General features: G+C 62.1%; 24 protein-coding genes and 1 other RNA gene. 12 read left to right on the top strand and 13 right to left on the bottom strand.

What is annotated here, in order from left to right; all coding sequences use genetic code 11:
* The first annotated feature begins 42 nt into the window (after positions 1–42).
* The 3 genes from ligA to ffs all read left to right on the top strand — a co-directional run bounded on the left by ligA (position 43) and on the right by ffs (position 3935).
* A complete protein-coding gene (gene ligA / locus PSH66_RS21805; protein ID WP_305427647.1) occupies positions 43–2412 on the top strand; it encodes an NAD-dependent DNA ligase LigA in 2370 nt (789 codons plus the stop codon).
* Between the two features lie 113 nt (positions 2413–2525).
* Positions 2526–3689 (top strand): putative zinc-binding metallopeptidase, encoded by a 1164-nt coding sequence (locus PSH66_RS21800; RefSeq protein WP_305427646.1) that lies wholly within the window; start codon positions 2526–2528, stop codon positions 3687–3689.
* A 149-nt stretch (positions 3690–3838) separates the two neighbouring features.
* Positions 3839–3935, top strand: an RNA gene (gene ffs, locus PSH66_RS21795) — signal recognition particle sRNA small type.
* 108 nt (positions 3936–4043) lie between these two features.
* Here ffs and PSH66_RS21790 read toward each other — a convergent pair.
* A complete protein-coding gene (locus tag PSH66_RS21790) occupies positions 4044–4607 on the bottom strand; it encodes a hypothetical protein (protein WP_003175489.1) in 564 nt (187 codons plus the stop codon).
* Positions 4608–4867: 260 nt separating this feature from the next.
* On the opposite strand from PSH66_RS21790, the gene PSH66_RS21785 reads away from it, so the two are divergent.
* The 3 genes from PSH66_RS21785 to PSH66_RS21775 all read left to right on the top strand — a co-directional run bounded on the left by PSH66_RS21785 (position 4868) and on the right by PSH66_RS21775 (position 7213).
* On the top strand, positions 4868–5914 hold the full coding sequence (locus PSH66_RS21785; RefSeq protein WP_003175488.1) for an N-acetylmuramidase family protein: 1047 nt from the start codon (positions 4868–4870) through the stop codon (positions 5912–5914).
* 1 nt (position 5915) lies between these two features.
* Positions 5916–6506, top strand: coding sequence for a hypothetical protein (locus PSH66_RS21780; RefSeq protein ID WP_141063532.1), 591 nt, complete (start codon positions 5916–5918; stop codon positions 6504–6506).
* Positions 6507–6595: 89 nt separating this feature from the next.
* On the top strand, positions 6596–7213 hold the full coding sequence (locus tag PSH66_RS21775) for a hypothetical protein (protein ID WP_141063533.1): 618 nt from the start codon (positions 6596–6598) through the stop codon (positions 7211–7213).
* Positions 7214–7269: 56 nt separating this feature from the next.
* Here PSH66_RS21775 and PSH66_RS21770 read toward each other — a convergent pair whose 3' ends face one another.
* Both PSH66_RS21770 and PSH66_RS21765 read right to left on the bottom strand, forming a co-directional pair.
* A complete protein-coding gene (locus tag PSH66_RS21770) occupies positions 7270–8175 on the bottom strand; it encodes a DUF2167 domain-containing protein (protein WP_003175486.1) in 906 nt (301 codons plus the stop codon).
* 61 nt (positions 8176–8236) lie between these two features.
* Positions 8237–9100 carry a LysR family transcriptional regulator gene (locus PSH66_RS21765; RefSeq protein WP_003175485.1) on the bottom strand — a complete coding sequence of 288 codons (864 nt, stop codon included), beginning with the start codon at positions 9098–9100 and terminating at the stop codon, positions 8237–8239.
* 101 nt (positions 9101–9201) lie between these two features.
* Here PSH66_RS21765 and PSH66_RS21760 point away from each other — a divergent pair, with 101 nt between their 5' ends.
* Positions 9202–10161 (top strand): DMT family transporter, encoded by a 960-nt coding sequence (locus PSH66_RS21760; protein WP_305427645.1) that lies wholly within the window; start codon positions 9202–9204, stop codon positions 10159–10161.
* Here PSH66_RS21760 and PSH66_RS21755 read toward each other — a convergent pair.
* Positions 10075–10446 (bottom strand): VOC family protein, encoded by a 372-nt coding sequence (locus PSH66_RS21755; RefSeq protein ID WP_305427644.1) that lies wholly within the window; start codon positions 10444–10446, stop codon positions 10075–10077. The two genes, PSH66_RS21760 and PSH66_RS21755, sit on opposite strands and share 87 nt — an antisense overlap.
* A 54-nt stretch (positions 10447–10500) precedes the next feature.
* On the bottom strand, positions 10501–11262 hold the full coding sequence (locus PSH66_RS21750; protein WP_305427643.1) for an ABC transporter substrate-binding protein: 762 nt from the start codon (positions 11260–11262) through the stop codon (positions 10501–10503).
* Positions 11263–11395: 133 nt separating this feature from the next.
* Between PSH66_RS21750 and dnaX the strand changes: the two genes are divergently transcribed.
* The 4 genes from dnaX to recR all read left to right on the top strand — a co-directional run bounded on the left by dnaX (position 11396) and on the right by recR (position 15696).
* Positions 11396–13450, top strand: coding sequence for a DNA polymerase III subunit gamma/tau (dnaX, locus tag PSH66_RS21745; RefSeq protein ID WP_141063537.1), 2055 nt, complete (start codon positions 11396–11398; stop codon positions 13448–13450).
* Between the two features lie 43 nt (positions 13451–13493).
* Positions 13494–13832 carry a YbaB/EbfC family nucleoid-associated protein gene (locus PSH66_RS21740; protein ID WP_003175481.1) on the top strand — a complete coding sequence of 113 codons (339 nt, stop codon included), beginning with the start codon at positions 13494–13496 and terminating at the stop codon, positions 13830–13832.
* A gap of 160 nt (positions 13833–13992) precedes the next feature.
* Positions 13993–15027, top strand: a complete 1035-nt coding sequence (locus tag PSH66_RS21735; RefSeq protein WP_003175480.1) for an NADP-dependent oxidoreductase — start codon at positions 13993–13995, stop codon at positions 15025–15027.
* A 66-nt stretch (positions 15028–15093) separates the two neighbouring features.
* Positions 15094–15696 carry a recombination mediator RecR gene (gene recR / locus PSH66_RS21730; protein ID WP_042945124.1) on the top strand — a complete coding sequence of 201 codons (603 nt, stop codon included), beginning with the start codon at positions 15094–15096 and terminating at the stop codon, positions 15694–15696.
* A gap of 193 nt (positions 15697–15889) precedes the next feature.
* On the opposite strand, the gene PSH66_RS21725 is transcribed toward recR, so the two are convergent.
* Together PSH66_RS21725 and fnr are read right to left on the bottom strand one after the other, a co-directional pair.
* Entirely contained in the window at positions 15890–16438 is a 549-nt protein-coding gene (locus PSH66_RS21725; RefSeq protein WP_003175478.1) for an adenine phosphoribosyltransferase, read from the bottom strand.
* A gap of 79 nt (positions 16439–16517) precedes the next feature.
* Entirely contained in the window at positions 16518–17252 is a 735-nt protein-coding gene (gene fnr, locus PSH66_RS21720; protein WP_305427642.1) for a fumarate/nitrate reduction transcriptional regulator Fnr, read from the bottom strand.
* A gap of 154 nt (positions 17253–17406) precedes the next feature.
* On the opposite strand from fnr, the gene PSH66_RS21715 reads away from it, so the two are divergent.
* Positions 17407–17871, top strand: coding sequence for a hypothetical protein (locus PSH66_RS21715; protein WP_003175476.1), 465 nt, complete (start codon positions 17407–17409; stop codon positions 17869–17871).
* A gap of 3 nt (positions 17872–17874) precedes the next feature.
* Here the strand turns inward: PSH66_RS21715 and hemN are convergent, their stop codons facing one another.
* The 6 genes from hemN to ccoG all read right to left on the bottom strand — a co-directional run bounded on the left by hemN (position 17875) and on the right by ccoG (position 24780).
* Positions 17875–19257 (bottom strand): oxygen-independent coproporphyrinogen III oxidase, encoded by a 1383-nt coding sequence (gene hemN / locus PSH66_RS21710; RefSeq protein ID WP_003175475.1) that lies wholly within the window; start codon positions 19255–19257, stop codon positions 17875–17877.
* A gap of 102 nt (positions 19258–19359) precedes the next feature.
* The gene (locus tag PSH66_RS21705) at positions 19360–20043 is read right to left on the bottom strand and encodes a sulfite exporter TauE/SafE family protein (RefSeq protein WP_305427641.1); all 684 of its coding nucleotides are present in this window, start codon (positions 20041–20043) and stop codon (positions 19360–19362) included.
* Positions 20036–20254, bottom strand: a complete 219-nt coding sequence (ccoS, locus tag PSH66_RS21700) for a cbb3-type cytochrome oxidase assembly protein CcoS (RefSeq protein WP_078734208.1) — start codon at positions 20252–20254, stop codon at positions 20036–20038. The genes PSH66_RS21705 and ccoS overlap by 8 nt, the downstream gene beginning before the upstream one ends.
* A gap of 22 nt (positions 20255–20276) precedes the next feature.
* Positions 20277–22727: a heavy metal translocating P-type ATPase gene (locus tag PSH66_RS21695; RefSeq protein WP_305427640.1), complete on the bottom strand. Its 2451-nt coding sequence runs from the start codon at positions 22725–22727 to the stop codon at positions 20277–20279.
* Between the two features lie 82 nt (positions 22728–22809).
* Positions 22810–23349 (bottom strand): FixH family protein, encoded by a 540-nt coding sequence (locus tag PSH66_RS21690; protein WP_003175471.1) that lies wholly within the window; start codon positions 23347–23349, stop codon positions 22810–22812.
* A gap of 15 nt (positions 23350–23364) precedes the next feature.
* Positions 23365–24780 (bottom strand): cytochrome c oxidase accessory protein CcoG, encoded by a 1416-nt coding sequence (gene ccoG / locus PSH66_RS21685; protein WP_305427639.1) that lies wholly within the window; start codon positions 24778–24780, stop codon positions 23365–23367.
* Between the last annotated feature and the right edge of the window lie 139 nt (positions 24781–24919).

Genomic DNA, 24919 nt, shown 5'->3' with positions numbered 1-24919 from the left:
TGAGCAGCTTCGGCTGCTCTTTTGCTTTATGAGAGAACACCCATGACCGCCGCCCACACCCGCATCCTCGAACTGCGCGCTGAACTGGATCAGCACAACTACCGTTACCACGTGCTCGACGAGCCGAGCATTCCGGACGCCGAGTACGACCGCCTGTTCCACGAGCTCAAGGCCCTGGAGGCCGAGCATCCGGAGCTGGTGACGCGTGATTCGCCGACGCAGCGGGTCGGCAGTGCGGCGTTGTCGGCGTTCACCCAAGTGCGGCATGAGATCCCGATGCTCAGCCTGGGCAACGCCTTTGATGAAACCACCATGTTGGAGTTTGATCGCCGGGTCACCGAAGGCCTCGACCTGCCGGTGGGCGATCTGTTTGGTGGTGGCGCGGCGGTGGAATACAGCTGCGAGCCCAAGCTGGACGGCCTGGCGGTCAGCCTGCTGTACCAGGACGGCGAACTGGTGCGCGGCGCCACCCGTGGCGACGGCACCACCGGTGAAGACATCAGCGTCAACGTGCGCACCGTGCGCAATATCCCGTTGAAGCTGCACGGCACCGGTTGGCCGGCGACCCTGGAAGTACGCGGTGAAGTGTTCATGTCCAAGGCCGGTTTCGAGCGGCTTAACGCCTCGCAACTGGACGTGGGCGGCAAGACCTTCGCCAACCCGCGCAACGCCGCCGCCGGCAGCCTGCGCCAGTTGGACTCGAAGATCACTGCCAGCCGCCCGCTGGAGTTCTGCTGCTATGGCATCGGCCAGGTGACCGCCGATATCAGCGACACCCATATCGGCAACCTCAAGCAGTTGCAGCAGTGGGGCATGCCCATCAGCCACGAGTTGAAGCTGGCCAAGGGTATCCAGGAGTGCCTGGAGTACTACCGCGACATCGGCGAGCGGCGTAACAGCCTGCCCTATGAAATCGACGGTGTGGTGTTCAAGGTCAACAGCATCGCTTCCCAGCGCGAACTGGGTTTCCGCGCGCGTGAGCCGCGTTGGGCCATCGCGCATAAATTCCCGGCCATGGAAGAACTCACCGAGCTGCTCGACGTGGAATTCCAGGTCGGCCGCACCGGCGCCGTTACCCCGGTGGCGCGCTTGAAACCGGTCAAGGTCGCCGGGGTGACGGTGTCCAACGCCACCTTGCACAACATGGACGAAGTCGCGCGCCTGGGCCTGATGATCGGCGACACCGTGATCATCCGTCGTGCTGGCGATGTGATCCCGCAAGTCGTGTCGGTGGTCACCGAGCGCCGCCCGGAACACGCCCGCGCCGTGCAGATCCCCGAGAGCTGCCCGGTGTGCGGCTCTCACGTTGAGCGCACACAACTGGTCAAGCGCAGCAAAGGCAAGGAAACCGTCAGCGAAGGCGCGGTGTACAGGTGCGTCGGGCGCCTGGCCTGTGGTGCGCAACTCAAGCAGGCGATCATTCATTTTGTCTCGCGCCGGGCCATGGACATCGACGGCCTGGGCGACAAGACCATCGAGCAACTGGTGGATGAAAAGCTCATCGGCTCGCCGGCTGACCTCTACAAACTCAAATACGAGCAGATCATCGACCTGGAAGGCTTTGCCGACATTTCCAGCAAAAAGCTGATCACCGCTATCGAACACAGCAAGGCGCCGACCCTGGCGCGGTTTATCTACGCCCTGGGCATCCCCGATGTGGGCGAGGAAACCGCCAAGGTGCTGGCGCGCTCCCTGGCGTCCCTGGAGCGGGTGCGCAAGGCTTTGCCCGAAGTGCTGACGTACTTGCCTGACGTGGGCCTGGAAGTGGCGCACGAGATCCACAGTTTCTTTGAAGACAGCCATAACCAGCAGGTGATCGGCGCGCTGCTGTCGCCGGACGAATGCGCCCTGCAATTGCAGGACCAGGGCGAACTGAGCGCCGAGTTCGCCGCCAGCACCACCCTGGGCGGTCTGCTCGACAAACTGCACGTACCCAGCGTGGGCCCGGGCGCCGCGCAGAAACTCGCGGACAAGTTCACCAGCCTCGAAGGCGTGATCAAGGCCGACTGGCTCGACATGCGCCAGGCCCTGCCCGAGAAGCAGGCCAAGGCCGTACGCGAGTTTTTCGACAATGCCGACAACGCCAATCGCGCACTGGCCATCGAGCAGCAGCTCAAGGACTTCGGCATGCACTGGCAGAGCGAGAAGAAAGTCGTCGAAGGCCTGCCGGAAGCCGGCCACACCTGGGTACTCACCGGTTCCCTGGAACTGATGAGCCGCGACGTGGCCAAGGAAAAACTCGAAAGCCTGGGTGCCAAGGTGGCCGGCTCCGTGTCGGCGAAAACCCATTGCGTCGTGGCCGGGCCGGGTGCCGGTTCAAAACTGGCCAAGGCCAGCGAACTAGGCCTGAAAGTGCTGGATGAAGAGGCGTTCGTGGCCTTCCTGGCCAAGCACAACATCCCGATTGATTGATTTTGTGGTGAGCGGGCTTGCCCCGCGCCGGTCTGCAAAGCAGCCCCCCAAAGAAAGTGGAACGATCCCAACCCCCAAATGATCTAGTCTCAGTCACCCAGGGAGAGATCGCCATGTTCCGCTACTTCGAGCAACTCAGTTCGCGCATCGCCGCGCCGTTCATGGCCGACACCTCGCGTAACAGCAAGGTCTGGCACTGCCGTTGCGGGCAATCGCTGTTCTTTCGCAACAGCCAGTGCCTGGCCTGTCAGGCGCTGTTGGGCTACCAGCCGCAGCAAAGCCGTTTGTCTTCGCTGCAACCCGGCCCCGTCGAAGGTACCTGGCTGCCAGACGACAACCTCGACGCCGGCGCTTTCCGTCGCTGCGCCAACCTCGACACCCCAGCCGCCTGCAATTGGCTGATCCCCGCCCATAGCACCGCAGCGCTGTGTGTGGCCTGCAGCCTCAACCGCACCATCCCCGATCTGTCGATGCCGGAAAACCACGAGCGCTGGCTCAAGGTAGAAACCGCCAAGCGCCGGCTGGTGGCGCAACTGATCAGCCTGGGCCTGCAAGTGGTGCCCAAGCGCGTTGACGAAGACACTGGCCTGGCATTCGATTTCGTCGGCGTTGACCTTGAGGGCAACGCGCCCATGACCGGCCACGCCAATGGCCTGATCACTCTGGATATCAAGGAAGCCGACGACGCCCACCGTGAAAAGATCCGCGTGCAGATGCGCGAGCCTTACCGCACCTTGCTCGGCCATTTTCGCCATGAGGTCGGCCATTACTACTGGGACCGCTTGATCGCCAATAGCCACTGGCTGGAGCCTTTTCGCCAGTTATTCGGCGACGAACGCGCCAGTTACGCCGACGCCCTCGACCAGCACTACCAGAACGGCCCGCGCCCGGACTGGCAACACACCTGCGTCAGCGCCTACGCCACCATGCACCCCTGGGAGGATTGGGCGGAAACCTGGGCGCATTACCTGCACATGATGGACGCAGTCGACACCGCATTGGGCTTTGGCATGAGCGCCCGCGAGATGGACCTGGATTACCAGCCGTTTCCTCTCACCACGCTCTACGACCCCGAGCACCCAGGCGGCCCGGCGTTCCTGTCGTTCGTCAACGCCTGGATCGAACTGGCCGGCATGCTCAACGAACTGTCGCGCAGCATGGGCCAGCCGGATTTCTATCCCTTCGTGCTGCCACCGGCGGTGATCGCCAAGCTGCACTTTATTCACCTGGTGATCCAGGAAGAGGGCGGAAGGGCAGATGAGGTGTTGCAGGCTTAGTGATGCGCCAATGTGGGAGGGGAAGCCGATGGCCGTGGCAAGTGCTTGAGCCCCTTCATATTTTTAATCCGTCACCAACGGTTGTAACTTCCGATCAGATCGGTACAATGGCGCGGCTTGCCGAGAGGCCAGCGTCGTTATGGTGACCCCATCGGTCCCCCCGCAACGATTACCCGTGAACCTGGTCAGAGCCGGAAGGCAGCAGCCACAGCGGGAACATTGTGTGCCGGGGTGTGGCTGGTGGGGTTGCCTCCATAACGCTCTCCCTGATTCACCCCCTCCAATCCAAAATTTCATACACGCTTTGCTGGCAACGCTGCCCGCGAATGGATGTGTGCTGTGCGCTTAACCGCATTACGGGCGGTACAGCGGGAAGGCCTCTATCACCGGCACTATTTCGCGGCCTGTCTCTATGGCGATTTCAGACGGGTTGCTCGGTTTTGGAATATTGCGCGCGTAGTGAAAAATAATGGTTTGGCCGCTGGCAGTGTCCTTGTAGTACTTGAAATAACTGATTTCAGAGAACTGTCCGTCCTTACGCAGTGCCGTGGGGAAAAACATCATCGAATAATCGATTCCGGTTTTATTGTCCGTCAGCAGGATCGCCGGCATGTTCGGGTTCTCCTGCTGGTGCAGCGCGATGGCGCGCTTGGCCAGGTCCAGCGGCTTGAAACGGTTAAATTCCGGAGCAACGACGGTGAAGTCCACCATTTCACTCCAGGCATCGATACTTTCCCGCGCAGGGAAAAACTCCCAGAGACCCGCTTTGTGGAATTTCAAAACGAACGTCTTGCCGGCGAACTCTACCGATTGGGTTTGGGCAATCGAAGGGCGTGACAGGTCGGGGGGCACAGGGGCTGGCGATGTGCAGCCGCAGAGTAGAGCCAAGACAGACAGAACAAGCAGTGTGGCTTTCATTTCATTCCTTGAAAGTGGGGCGAAAGGGCATTTTGCGCGAGTGACAGTAGCCCAATGAGTGACTGAATACTGCGCCTGAATCAAAAAATCTGCCTTTCGCGCACCTACCCGTGAGGGTTCTTTCACAGGTTTTATATCTGCTTCTGGACAACGTGAAACCACCTTGTTAGTTTCCGCCAGCCACTTGTTTCAGCGTATGACAGGGGCGCCGATTTGATATTGAAGTGCTATCACTTCTTTAACTAACAAGGATGTCTGTGATGAAAAGCCTGCAAGGTTTACCCCGTCTTATCAGTGCTTCGGTAGGCGCGCCGGGTAAAGCCCGTAACTTGCCCGCCGATGTTCAGTGCATCCAGTATCTGTTCAATTTGATCATTCCCAAGATGGGTTTTCCGCTGGCCGAAAACGGCAAGTGTGATGGTCAGTTGGTGCAGTGCATCAGTCAGTACCAGTTCCGCCATCTGAAGTACGCGCACCCCGATGGTGTGATCGACCCCACCGGTCGCACGTTCAACAGCCTGATCGAAGAAGCGGTGAAAGTGCCGGTCAAGGCCTTCCCGACCCAGCGCATCCCGACCTTTCTCAACGCCTTCGGCAACAACAACGGCGATGCGGTACAGGCCACGGTCAATGTGTACCTGGACCGTATGCGCGCGATGATCGAGGCCGAACGGCGTAACCGGCAACTGATGCTCCAGGCCACGTGCGACGGGGGCATGACCCTCAGCGAAACCGACTATCAGAACGCCGCCACGCAACTGGGCAACGGTATCCCGGTGAATATCATCAAGGCCTTCGCCACCGTGGAATCCGGCGGACGCTCCGGTTTCGGACCGGCCAAGTTGCCGGTGATCGCGTTTGAAGGGCACTTGTTTCGCAAGTACACCAAGCACATCTACGACCAGGCGCACCCTCTGTTGTCTTACCCGTACGTGAAAAAGGCCGGGCCGCAGTGGCAGACCAACAACAAGGACCAGATCAAAGCCTGGGAAACCATGGCGACTGCGTTTGCCCTGGACCAGGAAGCGGCATTGATGTCGGCTTCGTGGGGCATGTTCCAGATCATGGGCTTCAACTTTTCATCGTGCGGTTACAAAACAGTGTTTGAATTTGCGGCGGCGCTGAAAGTGAATGCCGGCAACCAGCTAAAGGCATTCCTCGGCTTTTGCAGCAAGAGCCCGGCGTTGATGAAGGCCATGAAGGCCAAGGACTTTACCGGCATGGCGCGTAACTATAACGGTGAGGACTACGGCAACTACGACGTCCTGATGAAGAAAGCCTACGAAAAACTTGAAGGGAAAAAATAGGATGATCCGTTTTCTAGCGATAGGTGCGTTGTCGTTGTGCGCCGTGGCACCGGCCATGGCCGGTTCGTCGGCGTTGCATTCGGGCAAGTATGAAGGGCTGATGCTGGCGGTGACGCCGGACCATCAGGTCGAAGGGTTCTATTCAGAATCAATGGGCGAGGGCGTCAGCCGCGGTTGCACGTTCTACCTGCAAGGCAAGCCTGGCGCGCTCACCACTTGGCTCGACAGCACCTACCCCGGCAGCGTGGCGCCTGCGTCGGATGGCGTGACCCTGACCGTGCAGGAAGGGCGTCAGCATCCCGGTTGCCTCAACGTCCTGATGCCGGAGATTGCCACCGGCCTGGACCTGACCCAGACCGCCAACAAACAGTGGATCGGCCTGGTCACCGTGTCGGCCGACAAGGCGTACCTGCAGAAGACCCCAGGCGCCAAGGTCGCGAAACGACCGTACATCGTCAAAAATGACGTGGTGGGTGTGTTGGCGTTCAAGGATGGCTGGGCGCAGGTGGAATTCATCAACGCCGATGACCGTTCGTTCACTGGCTGGATCAGTCAGGATCAATACAGCCGCTTGGCTGCGCCGAAAAGCTGATCCGCAGTCCTTGTATCTACTCAATGTCGGCCGTGTTATCAACGGCCGCGTCGGGTGGCGTGTGCCCCCCGCAGACACGGATGTCCTTCATGCGTATTTATTCAATCTTTTTGTTATCCGCGCTGGCGCTTGGTTTGCCCGGTTGCGTGATGATTCCTTATGAAAGCCCCGAAGCACGGGCCAAGATTGAACATGACCTGGGCGTTGCGCCGGCCGATGTAATCGGGATTACCGAAACCAACTGGTGCCCTTACACCTATGGGGTTGCAGAGATCTGTCATGCCACGCAGGGCTTGGGTGTCCTGACCAAAAAAGGATTTATTCTCAGCCTCTACCAGAATAAGTCCTACATTCCGGTCAGAACGTTGCGGGTCGATGAGGTGACGTGCGCAAAAGTGACGGAGGGCCGCGACAAGCCTGAAATCTTCTACGTGTTCACTAAAGACGATGCCTTCATGCTGGCCCCCATCACGCCGGGTGGTCGAGTGAACATACCGATGAAACTCAAGATTTTCGATTACTTGCTGGGTAATCGGCAGAAGGTATTCAGCGGCGTCGAAGGCTCATTTGTGAAGTTCACTGGTGAGCGGGTCATGCGCTATGTGACCGTGCCTGGCTATAAACCGGGGTGGGCTATTGTCGACGAGTTTGCGATTGTAAACCCGTGCCCGAGTGCGACGCAGTCACAGCCAGCGGCGCAGAACTGAACAAAGCCTTTATGCCGCAAAGTGTCAGGCACCTTGCGGCATTTTTACAGGCGAACTCAGTCTTTGTTACGGCCGAACAACTTGCGCACCCCAGCGAGCAGCGCGACCACGCCAATCACCAGAAACTTCTTCGCCGCCAGCAGGAAGATGCCTATCTTGGCGAACAGCCCGGCTTTGGCGGCAATCCCGCCAGCTACCAGGGCTGCCAGGCCATAAGTGGCCAGCTTGTCGGTTTTCGGGTTGAAGTCGGTGTAGAGGTTGCCGTCGGTGAAGTTGGTAAAGGCCAGGACCTTGGGCAGTTCCTGCTTGATGGTCGGCAAATCGGCCATGGCCGCTACGGCGTTGAGCTCCAGCACGCCTTCACGACCCAGTACGCGGATGCTGTAGTTGAGCGTGTTCTGGTCGGCGTCGTCGGCTTTGAGCTCGCGCGCCCAGTACATCTTGTGGGAGGTGTCGTCATAGTGCGGCGGTTCGGCCCAGCCCAGCAGGTGCAGGCCGGCATAGCCTTGTTTCTTGCGTTCCTGGTTTTCGGCTTCGTCTTCTTCCTGCATTTGCTTGAGCAGGTCGGCGTAGTCGATTTTCGCGGCGTCTTCGTCGGAAATATGCCCGTCGGCCTTGTAGCTGACGATCACGCCCCAGCCGCGCTCGGACAACGGGCTGACCGCTTTGGGCACGATCATACCCAGGGTCTTGAAGCCCGGCGGGTTGCCCCAGCCATCGGTGAGCAGGCGTTCGGTGTCGGCGGGGTTGAGGTAGTAGAACTCATCGTTGAGCTTGAGCGTTGCAATGCCGCTGGGCAGGGTGACCGTGCCGGTCTGTTGCTTGAGTGACGCAAGAAAATGCTCGGCGGTCTCGGCGGGCGCACTGGCTTCAACCGGCGTAGCGGGGGCGGAAGCAGCAAAGGCGGGGGCGACAGTCAGGCTCAGCGCGGCTGCCGCCAGCAATAGGCGGAAGTAATTCATGGTAGTCCCTTACATTTTGAATTAATTTCGCGGGAGGATAACTGAAATAATCCGTTACAGGTTAGCCAAACGTCTCGCGCAACAGCCCGGCAAATGCATCCCGCGCCAGGTGGCGCTGGGTGTCCTTGTGCCAGAACAGCAGGTTGTCCACGGCCTGCAATTCGTCAAACCGGTACGACGCCAGCTGATCGGCCTGCTCATAGCGGGCCAGAATGCCTTCCGGCGCCAGCGCCACGCCAATCCCTGCACTCACGCAACCAATGATCGTGCCCCAGCTGGCATAGCTGGCGATGGCCGGCTTGAAGTCGTGGGGCTTGAGCCAGTTCTCCAGCGCCGCCCGGTAAGGGCAGCCCGGCGGCCACACCAGCAGGGTGCGGCCGGCGAGGTCTTCGGCACTGCGGATCGGTGCGCTGGAGGCGCTGGCGATCAGCACCAGGCGTTCGCTGTAGACCACACTGTGTTCGAGCTTGACGCGCTTGTTGCTGGCGGCCACCAGCGCGACATCCAGTCGATGATGCTGCAGGTCGTCGAGCAACTGGGCCCAGGCGCCAGTCACCAGCTCCAGGCTGACGTCGGGGTAACGTCGGTGATATTCCGCCAGCAGCGGCGGCAGGCGGCCGCTGGCGCTGGACTCCACCGCGCCGATGCGCAAGGTCCCACGGGGAATGGCGGTGGCGTCCACCGCGCGCTTGGATTCGTCCACCAGCGCGAGGATGCGCTCGCAGTACTCCAGGAAGATCTCTCCGGCCGCGCTGATCGCCAGCCCGCGACCGGCGCGAATAAACAGCGGCGTGCCCAGCTCGCTTTCCAGCTGCTTGATGCGCGTGGTGATGTTGGACGGTACGCAGTGCAGTTGCAGGGCGGCCTGGGCCACGCTGCCGGTTTGCGCCACGGCTCGCACCATTTTCAGTTGGGCCAGTTCCATTGCTCAGTTCCGCTGATTTCAGAAGTCAGAAACACTTAATTGTCCTACTGCCTGCCGGGGCCAAGACTGACGGCATTCCTTGTCAGTTTCGGACACCATCGATGAACACCCCGTCACCCGTGAAGCTTACGCTAGTCATCGCCAGCGTGATCCTCTGCTGGGCCTTTTCGCCGACTGGCGTGCACATGGGCCTGCACAGCTACAACCCCGGCCAACTGGCGTTGCTGCGGTTCCTGATCGCCTCGGTATTCATGGGCGGGGTGGCACTGGTGATGGGCATCGGTCGTCCGTGTCTGCGGGATACGCCGTGGTTATTGGTGCTGGGTTTTTTCGGCGTGTTCCTGCACCACATGAGCCTCAATGCCGGGCAGCAATGGGTAACGGCGGCGGCGTCCAGCGTATTGGCGCAGTCGGCGCCGCTGTTCAGTGTGCTGATCGCGTCTTTCTGCTTGAAGGAACGCGTCAGCGCCTGGCGCTGGAGTTGCGTGCTGGTGGGGTTGCTGGGGGTGCTGGTGGTGATGTGGGGCGACCAGGGCGTGGGCGATATCGACCCGCATGGCTTGCTGATCCTGCTGGCGGCGTTTTCGTGGAGCGTGTATTTCGCCGTCCAGAAGCACTACGCCCATCGCTACAGCCCACTGACGATGGCGTGCTACATGGTGTGGTCGGGCACCCTGATGCTTGGCGTCAACCTGCCGGGCCTGCCTGCCGCTGTGGCACAGGCGCCGTTGGCGGATAACCTGGCGGTGCTGGCGCTGGGGATTTTCCCGAGCGCCTTGGCGTACCTGGCCTGGGGCTATGTGCTCAAGCATGTCGAGGTCAGTCGCGCGACAGTGGCGATGTACCTGATCCCGCCAGTGGCAATGGTGATAGCCGCGACATTGCTGGGAGAGCACATTGCCCTGCAGGTGGTGCTCGGCGGGGTGATTGTGCTGGCCAGCGTGGCGGCCATCAGCCTGGAGCGGCGCTGGCGCTCAGTCGTTCAGGCTGAACGCACGCAAGCGGTGACCGTCGGGGTCCTGGGCGACGAAAGTGTAGCCAAAGTCCACAGCGGTCGGTGACTGCAGGATCGGCGCGCCGCGCTCAACCCATTGATCGTGCAGTGTCCGCACGGCGGCGGCGTCAGCCAGGGCAAAGCCCACTTCGCCCCCACCGCCGGTGGCCTCGGCGGCCGGCTGCACGGTGTGGCGCGACCACAGGCCCAGCTTCACGCCGTTGTCGAGCATGAACAGGGCAAAGGTCGGATTGAGCTCCACGGGTGGCTTGTCCAGCAGGCGGCTATAGAAGTTGGCACTGGTGGCCGGGCTGTCGACATACAGCAGGAAGTAATGGGCGACGGTGTTCATGCAGGCTCCTTGGGAACGGACGTTGAGTGGCGCCGAGTCTATAAGGCGGCCCTGTCAGTTCTTGTCAGGAGTGTGCAGCGGCACCGGATCCTCGCCGGTGTACAGTTTGATGATGTCGTCGATTTCTCCGGACCTCTTCATCTGCAGGAGCGTGCGCAGAATCTGTTGCACCGGCACGCTCGGGTCATTGCGCACGAGGCAGCCGAGGTCTTGCTCGTCAATCACGGCCACTTTGTGCAGCCGGTGGCCGACCGGCATTTTCTGGTTGAAGCGGTCGATGATCCATTCGTTGCTCGCCGCGTAGGTGTAACGCCCGGCCACCAATTTGTGCAGCACTTGTTCTTCGCTGCGCGCATCGTCCCGGCTCAACTGGCCGCTGGCGAACAGCGGATCGAGGATGGCATAGCGGTAGTTAAGCACCGTGCCGATCGCCTGGGGTGCCAGCTTGAGCACCTGTACCGGCCGGCTGTGGGCACTGACCAGCACGTTGCGCTGCACCATCAGCGGCACACTCCAGATGTAATCGCCCGACAGGTTATCGACCCATGACGGCGTGACATAACAGCGCACATCGATTTCGCCATGGGCCATGGCCGTAGCGATGCGTGCTCGTGCGAGCACATGGAATTGCGCCGGATGGCCCACGTGGGTGGCCAGGCTCGACATCACGTCATACAAAATACCTTGGATGGGCCGGCCATTATCCAACTGCACCATGGGCATCGCCCAACTGTCGGAAACCGAGAAACGCAGCGGCGCGGGCGCCGCGAAGCTTGCCGTGGTCATCATCCATAAAGCGCCCAGGACTACGCGCATACACTCTCCGGGTTCAGGCCCTTGCCGGGCCACTGCGCAGAGCTTAGTCAGATTAGACGAGCGTGCCGGATGCAATTTCCCCCTTGCTCCGCTAGCATTACCGGCTTCCGCTTCCCAGTTGCGACGGTTTTCGATGAGTTATCAGGTTCTTGCACGTAAATGGCGTCCGCGCTCGTTCCGCGAAATGGTCGGCCAGACCCATGTGCTCAAGGCTCTGATCAATGCCTTGGACAGCCAACGGCTGCACCACGCCTACCTGTTCACCGGTACGCGCGGGGTGGGCAAGACCACCATTGCGCGCATCATCGCCAAATGCCTGAATTGTGAAACCGGTATCACTTCGACGCCTTGCGGCACCTGTTCGGTGTGCCGGGAGATCGACGAAGGGCGTTTCGTCGACCTGATCGAGATCGACGCCGCGAGCCGCACCAAGGTCGAAGACACCCGCGAACTGCTCGACAACGTGCAGTACGCCCCCAGTCGCGGCCGCTTCAAGGTCTACCTGATCGACGAAGTGCACATGCTGTCCAGCCATTCCTTCAACGCCTTGTTGAAAACCCTGGAAGAGCCGCCGCCCTACGTCAAATTCATCCTGGCCACCACCGATCCGCAGAAGCTTCCTGCAACGATTTTGTCGCGGTGCCTGCAGTTCTCCCTGAAAAACATGACGCCCGAGCGCGTGGTCGAGCATTTGACCCACGTGCTGGGCGTCGAGAACGTACCGTTCGAAGACGACGCGCTGTGGTTGCTCGGCCGCGCCGCCGACGGCTCGATGCGTGACGCCATGAGCCTCACCGACCAGGCCATCGCCTTTGGTGAAGGCAAGGTCATGGCCGCCGATGTGCGTGCCATGCTCGGCACCCTCGACCACGGTCAGGTGTTCGACGTGCTGCACGCGCTGATCGAAGGTGACGCCAAGGCATTGCTCGAAGCCGTGCGCCACCTGTCGGAGCAGGGCCCGGACTGGAACGGCGTGCTCTCGGAAATCCTCAATGTGCTGCACCGCGTCGCCATCGCCCAGGCCCTGCCGGAAGGCGTCGACAACGGCCATGGCGACCGCGACCGCGTGTTGGCCCTGGCCCAGGCGTTGCCGGCCGAAGACGTGCAGTTCTATTACCAGATGGGCCTGATCGGCCGCCGCGACCTGCCGCTGGCGCCGGACCCGCGTGGCGGTTTCGAGATGGTGCTGTTGCGGATGCTGGCCTTCCGGCCTGCAGACACGGCCGATGCACCGAGGCAGCCGCTAAAGCCAGTGGGGATCAGCCAGGCCACAGTTGATTCCGCCAAACCAGTGGCTGGCGCGGCGGTGGTTGCGCCAGTGGTCGCTGCGCCTGCGCCTGCCCCGGAGCCTGCGCCTGTCGCAGCGGCGCCGGTGGCCGCGCCGGAACCGGTTATCGAGCCCGAGCCGGTCGTGGACCTGCCATGGAACGCCCCGGTGGAAGCCGAAGTCGAGCCCGAACCCGAGCTGCAACCCGTCGTGGAGCCCGTGCTGGAAACCATCGGCGAGCAGCCCGAGCTGACACCGATGCCTGCGCCCACCCCGGACAGTGTCGTGCCCGCCGCGCCGGAATGGGTATCCGCGCCGCTGCCCGAGCCGACCGTGGCCCAGGTAGACGCGGCCACGCCGGGCATCGATCTCGACGACGACGAGCCGCCGCTGGACGAAGACTACATCGAGCCGGACATGGATTCGGCCTACAGTTACCTGGACGAGTTGGCCAGCGAACACACCGCCGAGCCTGCGCCCGAGCCCGAGCCTGAACCCGCCGCGGCCCCGGCCACCGGTTTGGCGTTGCAGTGGCTGGAACTGTTCCCGAAACTGCCGATTTCCGGCATGACCGGCAGCATCGCCGCCAACTGCACGCTGATCTCCATCGAGGGCGACCATTGGTTGCTGCACCTGGACCCGGCCCATAGCGCCTTGTTCAACGCGACCCAGCAACGTCGCCTCAACGATGCCTTGAACCAATACCACGGGCGTACGTTGACCATCGCCATCGAGCTGATCAAGCCTGAGCAGGAAACCCCGGCCCAGGCCGCCACGCGCCGGCGTATCAACCGTCAGCGCGAGGCAGAGGATTCGATCCATGGCGATCCGCTCATCCAGCAAATGATGCAACAGTTCGGCGCGGTCGTGCGCCCGGATACAATTGAACCTGTCGAAGCCCCGGTGCCTCAGGCGTCCTGACACCGGGCTACTTACTTGATCCACGTACTTTGAGGTGATTCCCATGATGAAAGGTGGCATGGCCGGCCTGATGAAGCAGGCACAGCAGATGCAGGAAAAGATGGCCAAGATGCAGGAAGAACTGGCCAACGCTGAAGTTACCGGTAAGGCTGGTGGCGATATGGTCAGCGTGGTGATGACCGGTCGTCACGACATCAAGCGCGTGAGCATCGACCCAAGCGTGCTGCCAGGCGTGGGTGAAGATGATCTGGAAATGCTCGAGGCGCTGTTCGCCGCGGCCGTCAACGACGCCGTGCGCAAGATCGAAGCCAACAGCCAGGAAAAAATGGGCGGCGTGACCGCCGGCATGCAACTGCCGCCGGGGATGAAGCTGCCGTTCTGATCGAGCAGCGTCAGCTAGACTCCAATGCCAGGCCCAGCGCCTGGCATTTTTTTTATCACCGCTCCCCCCCGTAGCAGCTGCCAAGTCGAACCTGTGCGTCTTTGGCGGTGTCTGCACTTGAGGCTATTGAAATTTCGATCATTGTTAAAGGAGCCCCGTGATGCCTCAAGAATTGACCCTGAACCAACGCATCGTGCTGGTCTCACGCCCCCAGGGCGCCCCCACCCCGGAGAACTTCCGCCTGGAGCGCGTCACTCTGCCGGAACTGGCGGACGGCCAGGTGCTGCTCAAGACCCTTTACCTGTCTCTCGACCCCTACATGCGCGGACGCATGAGCGATGCACCGTCCTACGCGGCGCCGGTGGAAATCGGCGAGGTGATGACAGGTGGCGCTGTCAGCCGTATCGAACAATCGCGTAATCCGAAATTCGAAGTGGGCGACCTGGTGGTCGCGGCCACCGGCTGGCAGAGCCACAGCATTTCCGATGGCCGCAACCTGATGCCGGTGCCCCAGGGCCTGGCCAGTCCTTCCATGGCCCTGGGTGTGCTGGGCATGCCGGGCATGACCGCCTACATGGGCCTGACGGACATCGGTCAACCCAAGGCCGGCGAAACCCTGGTGGTCGCGGCGGCATCCGGCGCGGTGGGCTCGGTGGTAGGCCAGGTGGCCAAACTCAAGGGCTTGCGTGTAGTCGGGATCGCTGGCGGCGCCGAGAAGTGCCGCTATGTGGTGGAGGAGCTGGGCTTCGATGCCTGTATCGACCACAAGAGCGCCGAATTTGCCCATGAGCTGGCGCAGGCCTGCTTCAAGGGTGTGGACATCTACTTCGAGAACGTCGGTGGCAAGGTGTTCGACGCCGTCGTGCCATTGCTCAACCCCAAGGCGCGCGTCCCCCTGTGCGGGCTGATTGCCGGCTACAACGCCCATGAGGCGCCCAGCGGCCCTGATCGCTTGCCGGCGTTGCAACGCACCTTGCTGACCAAGCGTGTGCGCATCCAGGGCTTTATCGTGTTCGACGACTACGGTGATCGCCAACCCGAGTTTCTCAGCGCCATGGCGCCCTGGGTGCGCGAAGGCAAGATCAAGTTCCGCGAAGACGTGGTCGATGGCCTGGAGCAGGCCCCTGAAGCCTTTATCGGTTTGCTCGAAGGGCGCAACTTCGGCAAGTTGGTGGTACGGGTCGCGCAGGATTGAGCATTTGACGCTAATCCGAGGCGCGGGTATAAACCGCGTCTCGTTGTTTTGTCGGACCTTTCGCCCATGAGCTTCAGCCCCCTGATTCGTCAACTGATCGACGCCCTGCGCACGTTGCCGGGCGTCGGCCAGAAAACCGCCCAGCGCATGGCGCTGCAACTGCTGGAGCGTGATCGCAGCGGCGGCACCCGGTTGGCCCAGGCCCTGAGCCAGGCCATGGAAGGTGTCGGCCACTGCCGCCAGTGCCGCACCCTCACCGAAGAAGAACTCTGCCCGCAATGCGCCGACCCGCGCCGCGACGACACGCTGCTGTGCGTGGTCGAAGGACCGATGGACGTGTACGCGGTGGAGCAGACCGGTTATCGCGGGCGCTACTTCGTGCTCAAGGGCCACCTGTCGCCACTGGACGGCCTGGGCCCCGAAGCCATCGGCATACCGCAACTGGTGGCGCGGATTGAAGAGCAGGGCACCTTTAGCGAAGTGATCCTGGCCACCAACCCGACGGTGGAAGGTGAAGCCACTGCCCACTACATCGCCCAATTGCTGAGCAACAAGGGCTTGATCACCTCGCGTATCGCCCATGGCGTGCCGTTGGGGGGCGAGCTGGAGCTGGTGGACGGCGGCACCCTGGCGCACTCGTTCGCCGGTCGCAAGCCGATCGCACTCTAAAGAACACCGCAGTACCCAATGTGGGAGGGGCGGTGCGACGATTCGACTTGCCCTACTGCCAGTCAGTTAAGGGACAACACTGTATCTGTGGCGAGGGAGCAAGCTCCCTCGCCACAGGTCACTTTTTACCCCTTCAAAGCCTTGACTGACTGGCATTGGGGCTTGCCCGCGATGGCGTCAGTCAGGCCAAGCGTTAACGTTCAGTCAGCGCAAACTGCGTCAGGCAAAAAGTCGGAATACCCATATCTTCCAAGCGCTGCGAGCCGCCCAGTTCCGGCAGGTCGATAATCGCCGCCGCTTCAAAGACCTTGGCGCCCATGCGCCGCACCAGGTTCGCCGCCGCGATCAAGGTGCCGCCGGTGGCGATCAGGTCATCGAATATCAGCACCGAATCACCTTCACACAGGCTGTCGGCGTGCACTTCCAGGAAGGCTTCGCCGTATTCGGTCTGGTAACCCTCGGCCAGCACGTCGGCCGGCAGCTTGCCCTGCTTGCGGAACAGAATCAGCGGCTTGTTCAGTTGGTAGGCGATGATCGAGCCGATCAGGAAACCACGCGCATCCATGGCGCCGATATGGCTGAAATCGGCTTCGACGTAGCGCTGGGCAAAGCTGTCGGCCACCAGGCGCAGGGCCTTGGGCGATTGGAACAGCGGCGTGATGTCACGGAAGATCACCCCAGGCTTGGGGAAATCGATGACGGGGCGGATCAGGGATTTGATGTCGAACGAATCGAAGGTCATCGTCGAAGAGTCCTGGGAGGAAAACGGACCCGGAGTATACCTGCGGCCTCGCCGGTTGGCGCGGCCGCGGGCGTCTGCTTCAGCCTTCCAGAGAACCGCCGGCCAGCGCGCACAACTGGATCGGATCGAGGATATGCACTTCCTTGCCTTCGGCGGCCAGCAGTTCGTTCTGCTGGAAGCGCGTGAATACGCGGGAAACGGTTTCCACCGCCAGGCCCAGGTAGTTGCCGATTTCGTTGCGCGACATGCTCAGGCGGAACTGGTTGGCCGAGAAACCACGGGCACGGAAGCGCGCCGACAGGTTGACCAGGAAGGTGGCGATGCGCTCATCGGCAGTTTTCTTCGACAGCAGCAACATCATTTGCTGGTCGTCACGAATTTCGCGACTCATCACGCGCATCAACTGGCGACGCAGTTGCGGCAATTGCAGGGCCAGTTCATCCAGGCGTTCGAAGGGGATTTCGCACACCGACGTGGTCTCCAGCGCCTGGGCCGACACCGGGTGAATCTCGGTGTCCATGCCCGACAACCCGACCAGCTCGCTGGGCAGGTGGAAGCCGGTGATCTGTTCTTCGCCGCTGTCGCTCAGGCTGAAGGTCTTCAAGGCGCCTGAACGTACTGCATAGACGGAATCGAACGTGTCGCCCTGGCGAAACAGAAACTCGCCTTTCTTGAGCGGGCGACCGCGTTTAACGATGTCGTCCAGCGCATCCATGTCTTCCAGATTCAACGAAAGTGGCAAGCAGAGGGGAGCCAGGCTGCAATCCTTGCAGTGGGCCTGGCCGTGAGCGCGCAGTTTGGCTGGCTCGGACATTTCTTAAATCCTTGTGGGAAAACACACATAAGACGTAAGGGTACAGCACTCGGGGGCGGTGAGGCCAGCCTGTACAAAAAAGCCGACGCGGTATAAAGAAACCGAGAAAAGCGCCGATAGTCTGCTATCGACTCTCTATCATCAGGCATCGCTCATGCTCTCGTTAACCAGCAATCTGACGGCCAGTGTCAACATTCCCGCGGCGCAGGCGACCCAAGACAAGGCGGTGACGCCGAACGATGATGGCAGCGGTGTTGACGAAAAGGCCAAACCTGGCGTTTCGGTCACGATCTCCGGTGCCGCGATGCAAGCGCAGACGGCGCAAAAAACCTCCAACAGCGACATCGACGACAGTGGCCTCTCGGATAACGTCAAGCAACTGCTGAAGATGATTCGTGAGATTAAAAAACAGATCGCCGAGAAACAGGCTGAAATGGCTGCCGTGATGGCGGACCAGAGCCTCAGTCCTGAGCAGGCCAGGGCCAAGCTGTCCGGCCTGCAAGCGGCCTTGGGCGGGCTGCAGGCCGGCTTGATCACGGCTCAAACCTCCCTGGCCAAAGCCATGAAAGGCATGAGTGCCGGTGATGCGATCAAGGCGGCCGGCCTGGCAATGAAGTAACGCCTAGATCACCCGCGAGAACCGCTGCCGGTTCTGGTGCTCAAGGTAGGCGTCGAACACCATGCACACCGATCGCACCAGCAACCGCCCGGCAGGCAATACACGAATGCCCTTGGCGTCGAGCTCGATCAGGCCGTCGGTGGCCATCGCCTCCAGTTGCGGCCAGATGTCGTCGAAATACCCGCGAAAATCAATGTTGAAGGTCTGTTCGATCGGTTCGAAAGCCAGGTTGAAATTGCAGATCAACTGTTGAATCACTTCCCGCCGCAACCGATCGTCCGTGGTGCAGACCAGGCCACGGCTGGTGGCCAGTTGCGCGCCGGCCAGGGTGTTCTGGTAGCCATTGAGATCGCTGCTGTTCTGGCAGTAGAGGTCGCCGATCTGGCTGATCGCCGACACACCGAGCCCGATCAGGTCGCAGTGACCGTGCGTGGTGTAGCCCTGGAAATTGCGTTGCAGGGTGCCTTCTTCCTGGGCGATGGCCAGCTCGTCATCCGGCAGGGCGAAATGGTCCATGCCGATGTAGCGATAGCCGGCCTGGGTCAACTGCTCGATGGTGGTTTGCAGCATCAGCAGTTTTTCGGCCGGTGACGGCAGGTCGTCGGTGTTGATCCGCCGCTGGGGCATGAAGCGCTCCGGCAGGTGCGCGTAGTTGAACACCGACAGGCGGTCCGGTTGCAGCTTGATCACTTCTTCCACGGTGCGCGCGAAGTTGATCGGCGTTTGCTTGGGCAGACCGTAGATCAGGTCGATGTTGATCGAGCGAAATTGCAGGGTGCGCGCGGCGTCGATGACCGCGCGGGTTTCTTCCAGGCTCTGCAGGCGATTGACCGCCCGTTGCACCTCGGGGTCGAGGTCTTGCAGGCCCACGCTGACACGATTGAAACCCAGCTCGCGGAGCAGGCCCATGGTGGCCCAGTCGGCTTCGCGCGGGTCGATCTCGATGCCGTAGTCACCGGAATCATCGTCGAGCAAATTGAAGTGCTGGCGCAGGCAGGTCATGACCTGGCGCAGTTCGTCGTGGCTGAGAAACGTGGGCGTTCCGCCGCCGAAATGCAGTTGCTCCACCGGCTGTTTCGGGTCCAGGTGGCAGGCCACCAACTGGATCTCCTGCTCCAGGCGTTGCAGGTAGGCGTGGGCGCGGCCACGGTCCTTGGTGATCACCTTGTTGCAGGCGCAGTAGTAGCAAATGTTCGCGCAGAACGGCACATGCACATACAGCGACAACGGTCGCGCGGCCTTGCGGCTGTCGCGCAGGGCGTGAAGCAGGTCGAACGTGCCGACCTGGCTGTCGAATTGTACGGCGGTGGGGTAGGACGTGTAGCGCGGTCCCGCCAGGTCGTAGCGATGAATCAGATCAGTGTCCCAACGAATGGCGTCGAGCATGCGGGCGTCCCCCGGATAGGCTAGTGGGCCGAGTCTAGGGGCTGGCCGGTGCGGGCACCTTGATTTGCATCAACAGGCAGCGGCGCTATGCCACATGGCCCTTTAATGGCCCATCAGCCAGTGCTGATGCGGCCCCGGCAAGGTCCATAGGCCAAACACCATCACCAGCAACCCACCGGCCATGCGCACGCTGCGTTTGCGCAATAGCGTGGTCACGCGTTCGGCCGCCAGCCCGGTGGCCAGCAGTACCGGCCAGGTGCCCAGGCCGAAGGCCAGCATTAGCAGCGCACTGTCCAGCGCATTGCCTTGGCTCGCGGCCCAGAGCAGGGTGCTGTAGACCAACCCGCACGGCAACCAGCCCCACAGCGCGCCCAGCAGCAGGGCGCGCGGCAGGCTGGACACCGGCAGCAAACGGTTGGCGACGGGCTGGATATGCCGCCACAGGCCGCGCCCGAGGCGTTCGATGCGCGTCAGGCCGCTCCACCAGCCGGCCAGGTACAGGCCCATGCAAATCAACAGCACACCGGCCAACACACGCATGACCAGGGCCGCCGGGCTATTGGCCACCGCCCAGCCGGCCAGGCCGATCAACAGCCCTGCCGTGGCGTAACTGAGGATGCGCCCCAGGTTGTACGCCAGCAGCAGGCGAAACCGGCGACTGCGTTGCTCCCTGGGAATCGCCAGGGTCAGCGCGCCCATCAGTCCGCCGCACATGCCCAGGCAATGGCCACCGCCCAGCAGGCCCAGGATCAGCGCGGAGGCCAGCAACGGCGCCAGTTCAAGCATGGGGCGGGTCTTTGGGCGTGGGCGGTTGCGCCGGGCCGTTGGCTTCGTCGACGGCGGCCAGGTGGTTGGGGTCCTGGTCGTCGAACAGCACGCTGTGGGCCGGGCCGTCGAGGTCGTCGTACTGGCCGCTGTCCACGGCCCAGAAGAAGATGTAAATGGCGATGGCCACTATCAGCAGCGCCGCCGGAATCATCACGTATAAAGCTGGCATCTGCACTCCATGCCCGTGCGGCTCACGCCGGCAGCGGGCGGGTGATTGAGGGGGTACCGGTGACCGGCGCGCTCGGCAGGCGAGTCAGGCGCAGGGCGTTGAGCACCACGGTCAACGAACTGATGGACATGCCGACCGCCGCCCAGATGGGGGTGATCCAGCCGAGGGCGGCAAACGGCAGCATCAGGCCATTGTATAGGCCTGCCCACAGCAGGTTTTCAATAATCACCCGTCGGGTGCGTCGCGCCAGGCTGAAGGCCTGCACCAACGCGTCGAGGCGGTTGGACAACAGCACCGCATCGGCGCTGGTCTTGGCCAGGTCGGTGGCCGAGCCCATGGCCACGCTGATGTCGGCGGCGGCGAGCACGGGCACGTCGTTGACGCCATCGCCGAGCATCAACACCTTGCGGCCTTCCTTGTGCAGTTGTTGCAGCACGTGCAGCTTGTCGTCGGGGCGCAGGCCGCCGTGGGCCTCGTCGATACCCAACTCGGCGGCGACGCTGGCGACCATCGGCGAGCTGTCCCCCGACAGCAGCAACGTACGCCAACCGCGCGCCTTGCAGGCCGCGAGCAGCGCGGGGGCGTCGCTGCGCAGGCGGTCGTCGAGCACGAACCAGGCGAGGGCGCCGTCGCGGTCGCCCAGCAGCAGCCATTGCCCGGCGTCGTCCGGTGCAGCGGGGATCGGGCAACCACTGAGTTCACAGACAAAACCCGGCTGGCCGATGCGTAGCAAACGCTCGCCCACACGCCCTTCCAGGCCAAGACCAGGGGTACTGAGTACTTCATCGGCGGCCAACGGCGCGCGGCCGAAGGCGCGAGCAATCGGGTGTTCGGAACGGTTTTCCAGGGCGGCCGCCAGGCTCAGGCAGCGGTCGCTGTTCAGCTCGCCCAATGGCCGGATCGCCCGCAGTGCCAGGCGGCCCTCGGTGAGGGTGCCGGTCTTGTCGAAAATCACCGTGTCGATTTGGTTCAGGCCTTCCAGCACATGCCCGCGGGTCAGCAACAGTCCGAGTTTGTGCAGGGTGCCGGTGGCGGCGGTGAGGGCGGTCGGCGTGGCCAGGGACAGGGCGCACGGGCAGGTCGCCACCAGCATCGCCAGTACAATCCAGAATGCTCGCGATGCATCCAGCTGCCACCACAGCAGGCCGATCAGCGCCGCGGCGATCAGCGAACACAACAGGAACCACTGTGCGGCGCGGTCGGCGATTTGCGCCAGGCGCGGCTTCTCGGCCTGGGCCCGTTCCAGCAGGCGCACGATGGCGGACAACCGCGTCTCCTGACCCAGGGCGCGCACTTCGACGCTCAGTGCGCCCTCGACATTCAGGGTGCCGGCAGTCACCGCATCACCGACCTGGCGCGGCTGCGGCAGGTATTCGCCGGTGAGCAGCGACTCATCGATGCTGGACTGGCCGTCGAGGATCACGCCATCGGCCGGCAGCACCGCGCCCGGATGCACCAGCACGCGGTCGCCCAGCGCCAGTTCGCTCAACAGGATGCGCTCGCTCTGGCCGTCGGCTTGCAAGCGCAGGCACGAAGCGGGCAGCAGGTTGACCAGTTGCGCCGTGGCGGCCGCCGTGCGCTCGCGGGCACGCCGCTCCAGGTAGCGTCCGGCCAGCAGGAACAGCGCAAACATGCCCACTGCATCGAAATACAGTTCGCCCACGCCGGTGATCGCGGTCCAGATCCCGGCCAGGTAGGCCCCGCCAATGGCCAGGGACACCGACACGTCCATGGTCAGGTGACGCGTGCGCAGGTCACGCATGGCACCCTTGAAGAACGGCGCGCAGCTGTAGAACACAATCGGCGTTGTCAGAAACATCGCAACCCAGCGCAGGATCACGTGTAGTTCCGGGCTCAGGTCGATATTGAATTCGGGCCAGGTGGCCATGGTCGCCATCATCGCCTGGAACCACAGCAGCCCGGCCACCCCCAGTTGGCGCAAGGCCAGGCGGTTTTCGCCGGCCAGTTGCTCGGCGGCGCGATCGGCTTGATACGGGTGGGCGGCGTAGCCGATATGGCGCAGTTCGCTGAGCAGTTGGCTCAGGGGCAGTTGCCCGTCGGCCCAGCGCACTTGCAAGCGATGGTTGGACAAGTTCAACCGCGCCTCGGCGACGGCGGGCAGGTTGCGCAGGTGTTTTTCGATCAGCCAGCCGCAGGCGGCGCAGCTGATGCCCTCCATCAGCAGGGTGGTTTCAGCCAGTTCGCCCTGGTGGCGCACGAAGGGTTTTTGCACGTCGGCGCGGTCGTACAGCGCCAGTTCGTCCACCAACTGCACGGGCAGCGTTTCGGGGTTGGCCGACGCTTCGCTGCGGTGTTGGTAGTAGCTTTCCAGGCCGCCGGCGACAATCGCTTCGGCCACTGCCTGGCACCCCGGGCAGCAGAACTCGCGGCGTGCGCCGAGGATGTCGGCGGTGAACCGGCTGCCGGATGGGACGGGCAGGGCGCAGTGGTAGCAGGGGGTTGGGGTGGTCATGGTTAGGGGTCTTGGCTGGCTGGGAGGGCCTCATCGGGGCGGTGCGACGATTCGACTTGCCCCGATGCGCAAAGCGCGGCTTTTACTTCTTAAGGTCTTCGGCCCCCTGCAACGGTTCATCCCCCAGCAGCAAGTCTTTGTCGTGGGTGACCTCTTCTTCCTCGAACAGGCGCCAGGTCTTGTCGCCTTCCACCCCCAGCAGTTCCACAAAACGACGCCCCTCGACCTTGTCGGTGACCTGGCCGATGTAGCGACCGGGTTCGCTGTCGCTGCGGGTCAGGTTGACCTTGCGATCTTTCTGCGGCTGGGTCGGAGAAATCAGGTTGAGTTCCAGGGTATTCGGGTTGCTGTAGCCGGTCAGGTTCAGCTCGACTTCACCGGTCAGCTCATCCAAATGCAGCTTGGCGCGCAACTGCAGGGTCTGGGCCAGGCGTTCGCGGTCCAGGGAACGGTTGATGCCTTTGCCGGCCTCGTAGTAATTGTCGTTGACCAGGTTGTCCGGGTTATTCACCGCGATGGTCACCATGGACAAGGTCAGGGTCACCGAGCAGGCGAGGATCCCGATGATGATCCAGGGCCAGAGGTGCTTGTACCAAGGGCTTGCGGCAGTGGTTGCGGGCATTCTCGTGTTCCCTGTTTAACGAACTTGTGGGCCGATGAATCGGCTCTTGGCTTCAATTTGGATGCTGGTGTCGTCGGCATCCTTGAGGATGAAGGTCACTTCGTTGGTGCTCGACGGCAGTTGTTCCGGTGCACTCGACAGCTCCACCGGCATGCTTACGATGTCGCCGGCGGCCACTTTGATTTCGCGTCGGCCTTGCAGCTTGAGGTCCGACAGGCCGGCGGCGTCGAGCACGTAGGTGTGGTCGCGCTGGTCCTTGTTCATGATCTTCAGGCTGTAGACGTTTTCGACACGGCCTTCGGCGTTTTCGCGGAACAGCACGCGGTCTTTGCTCACGTCGAAACCCACCAGCGGACGCATGAAGAATGCGCTGGCCAACAGGCTCATCATCGCCAGCAACACCAGGGCATAACCGATCAGGCGTGGGCGCAATTTGTGGGTCTTTTGCCCGGACAGGTTGTGTTCGGTGGTGTAGCTGATCAGGCCGCGCGGGTATTCCATCTTGTCCATGATGTTGTCGCAGGCGTCGATGCAGGCGGCACAGCCGATGCACTCGATCTGCAGGCCGTCGCGGATGTCGATCCCGGTGGGGCACACCTGCACGCACATCGTGCAGTCGATGCAATCGCCCAGGCCCTGGGCCTGGTAGTCGGCGCCTTTTTTGCGCGGGCCCCGCAGTTCGCCACGGCGTGGGTCGTACGAGACGATCAGGGTGTCCTTGTCGAACATCACGCTCTGGAAACGTGCGTACGGGCACATGTAGATGCACACCTGTTCGCGCAGCCAGCCGGCGTTGCCGTAGGTGGCGAGGGTGAAGAAGCCCACCCAGAAATACGACCAGCCATCGGCCTGGCCGGTGAAGAAGTCGAACACCAGTTCGCGGATCGGCGAGAAGTAGCCGACAAAGGTCATGCCGGTGACAAAACCGATCAACAGCCACAGGCTGTGCTTGCTGAATTTGCGCAGGAACTTGTTGGCGCCCATCGGCGCCTTGTCCAGCTTGATGCGTTGGTTGCGGTCGCCTTCGGTGACTTTTTCGCACCACATGAAGATCCACGTCCACACGCTTTGCGGGCAGGTATAGCCGCACCACACGCGGCCGGCATACACGGTGATAAAGAACAGGCCAAACGCCGCGACGATCAGGATGCCCGACAGCAGGATGAAGTCCTGGGGCCAGAAGGTCGCGCCAAAAATAAAGAACTTACGCTCCGGCAGGTTCCACCACACCGCCTGGTGACCGCCCCAGTTCAGCCACACCGTGCCGAAGTAGAGCAGGAACAGACCGGCGCCGCCGAGCATGCGCAGATTGCGGAACAGGCCGGTGAAGGCACGGGTGTAGATCTTCTCGCGCGCAGCGTACAGATCGACAGTTTTACTCTCGGTTTTGGCAGGCGGGGTAACGTCATGTACCGGTATCTGGTTGCTCATCATTGCATCCCACGGCGGTGGAGATTTGCCTCGGCCAGTACGTGCCAACCGCGGTCAAATTAAGGGTCTTGCAGTGGCTTAATGATACGCCCCCGAGGATACGCCAAGGGTGCGACCTTTGGTCGCGTTGGGGGAAATC

It is taken from the genome of Pseudomonas sp. FP597 (assembly GCF_030687435.1).
In the GTDB taxonomy this organism is placed as follows: domain Bacteria; phylum Pseudomonadota; class Gammaproteobacteria; order Pseudomonadales; family Pseudomonadaceae; genus Aquipseudomonas; species Aquipseudomonas lactucae.
Note: the sequence above shows the minus strand (reverse complement) of the source record. Positions and strands in the feature narration are given on the sequence as shown.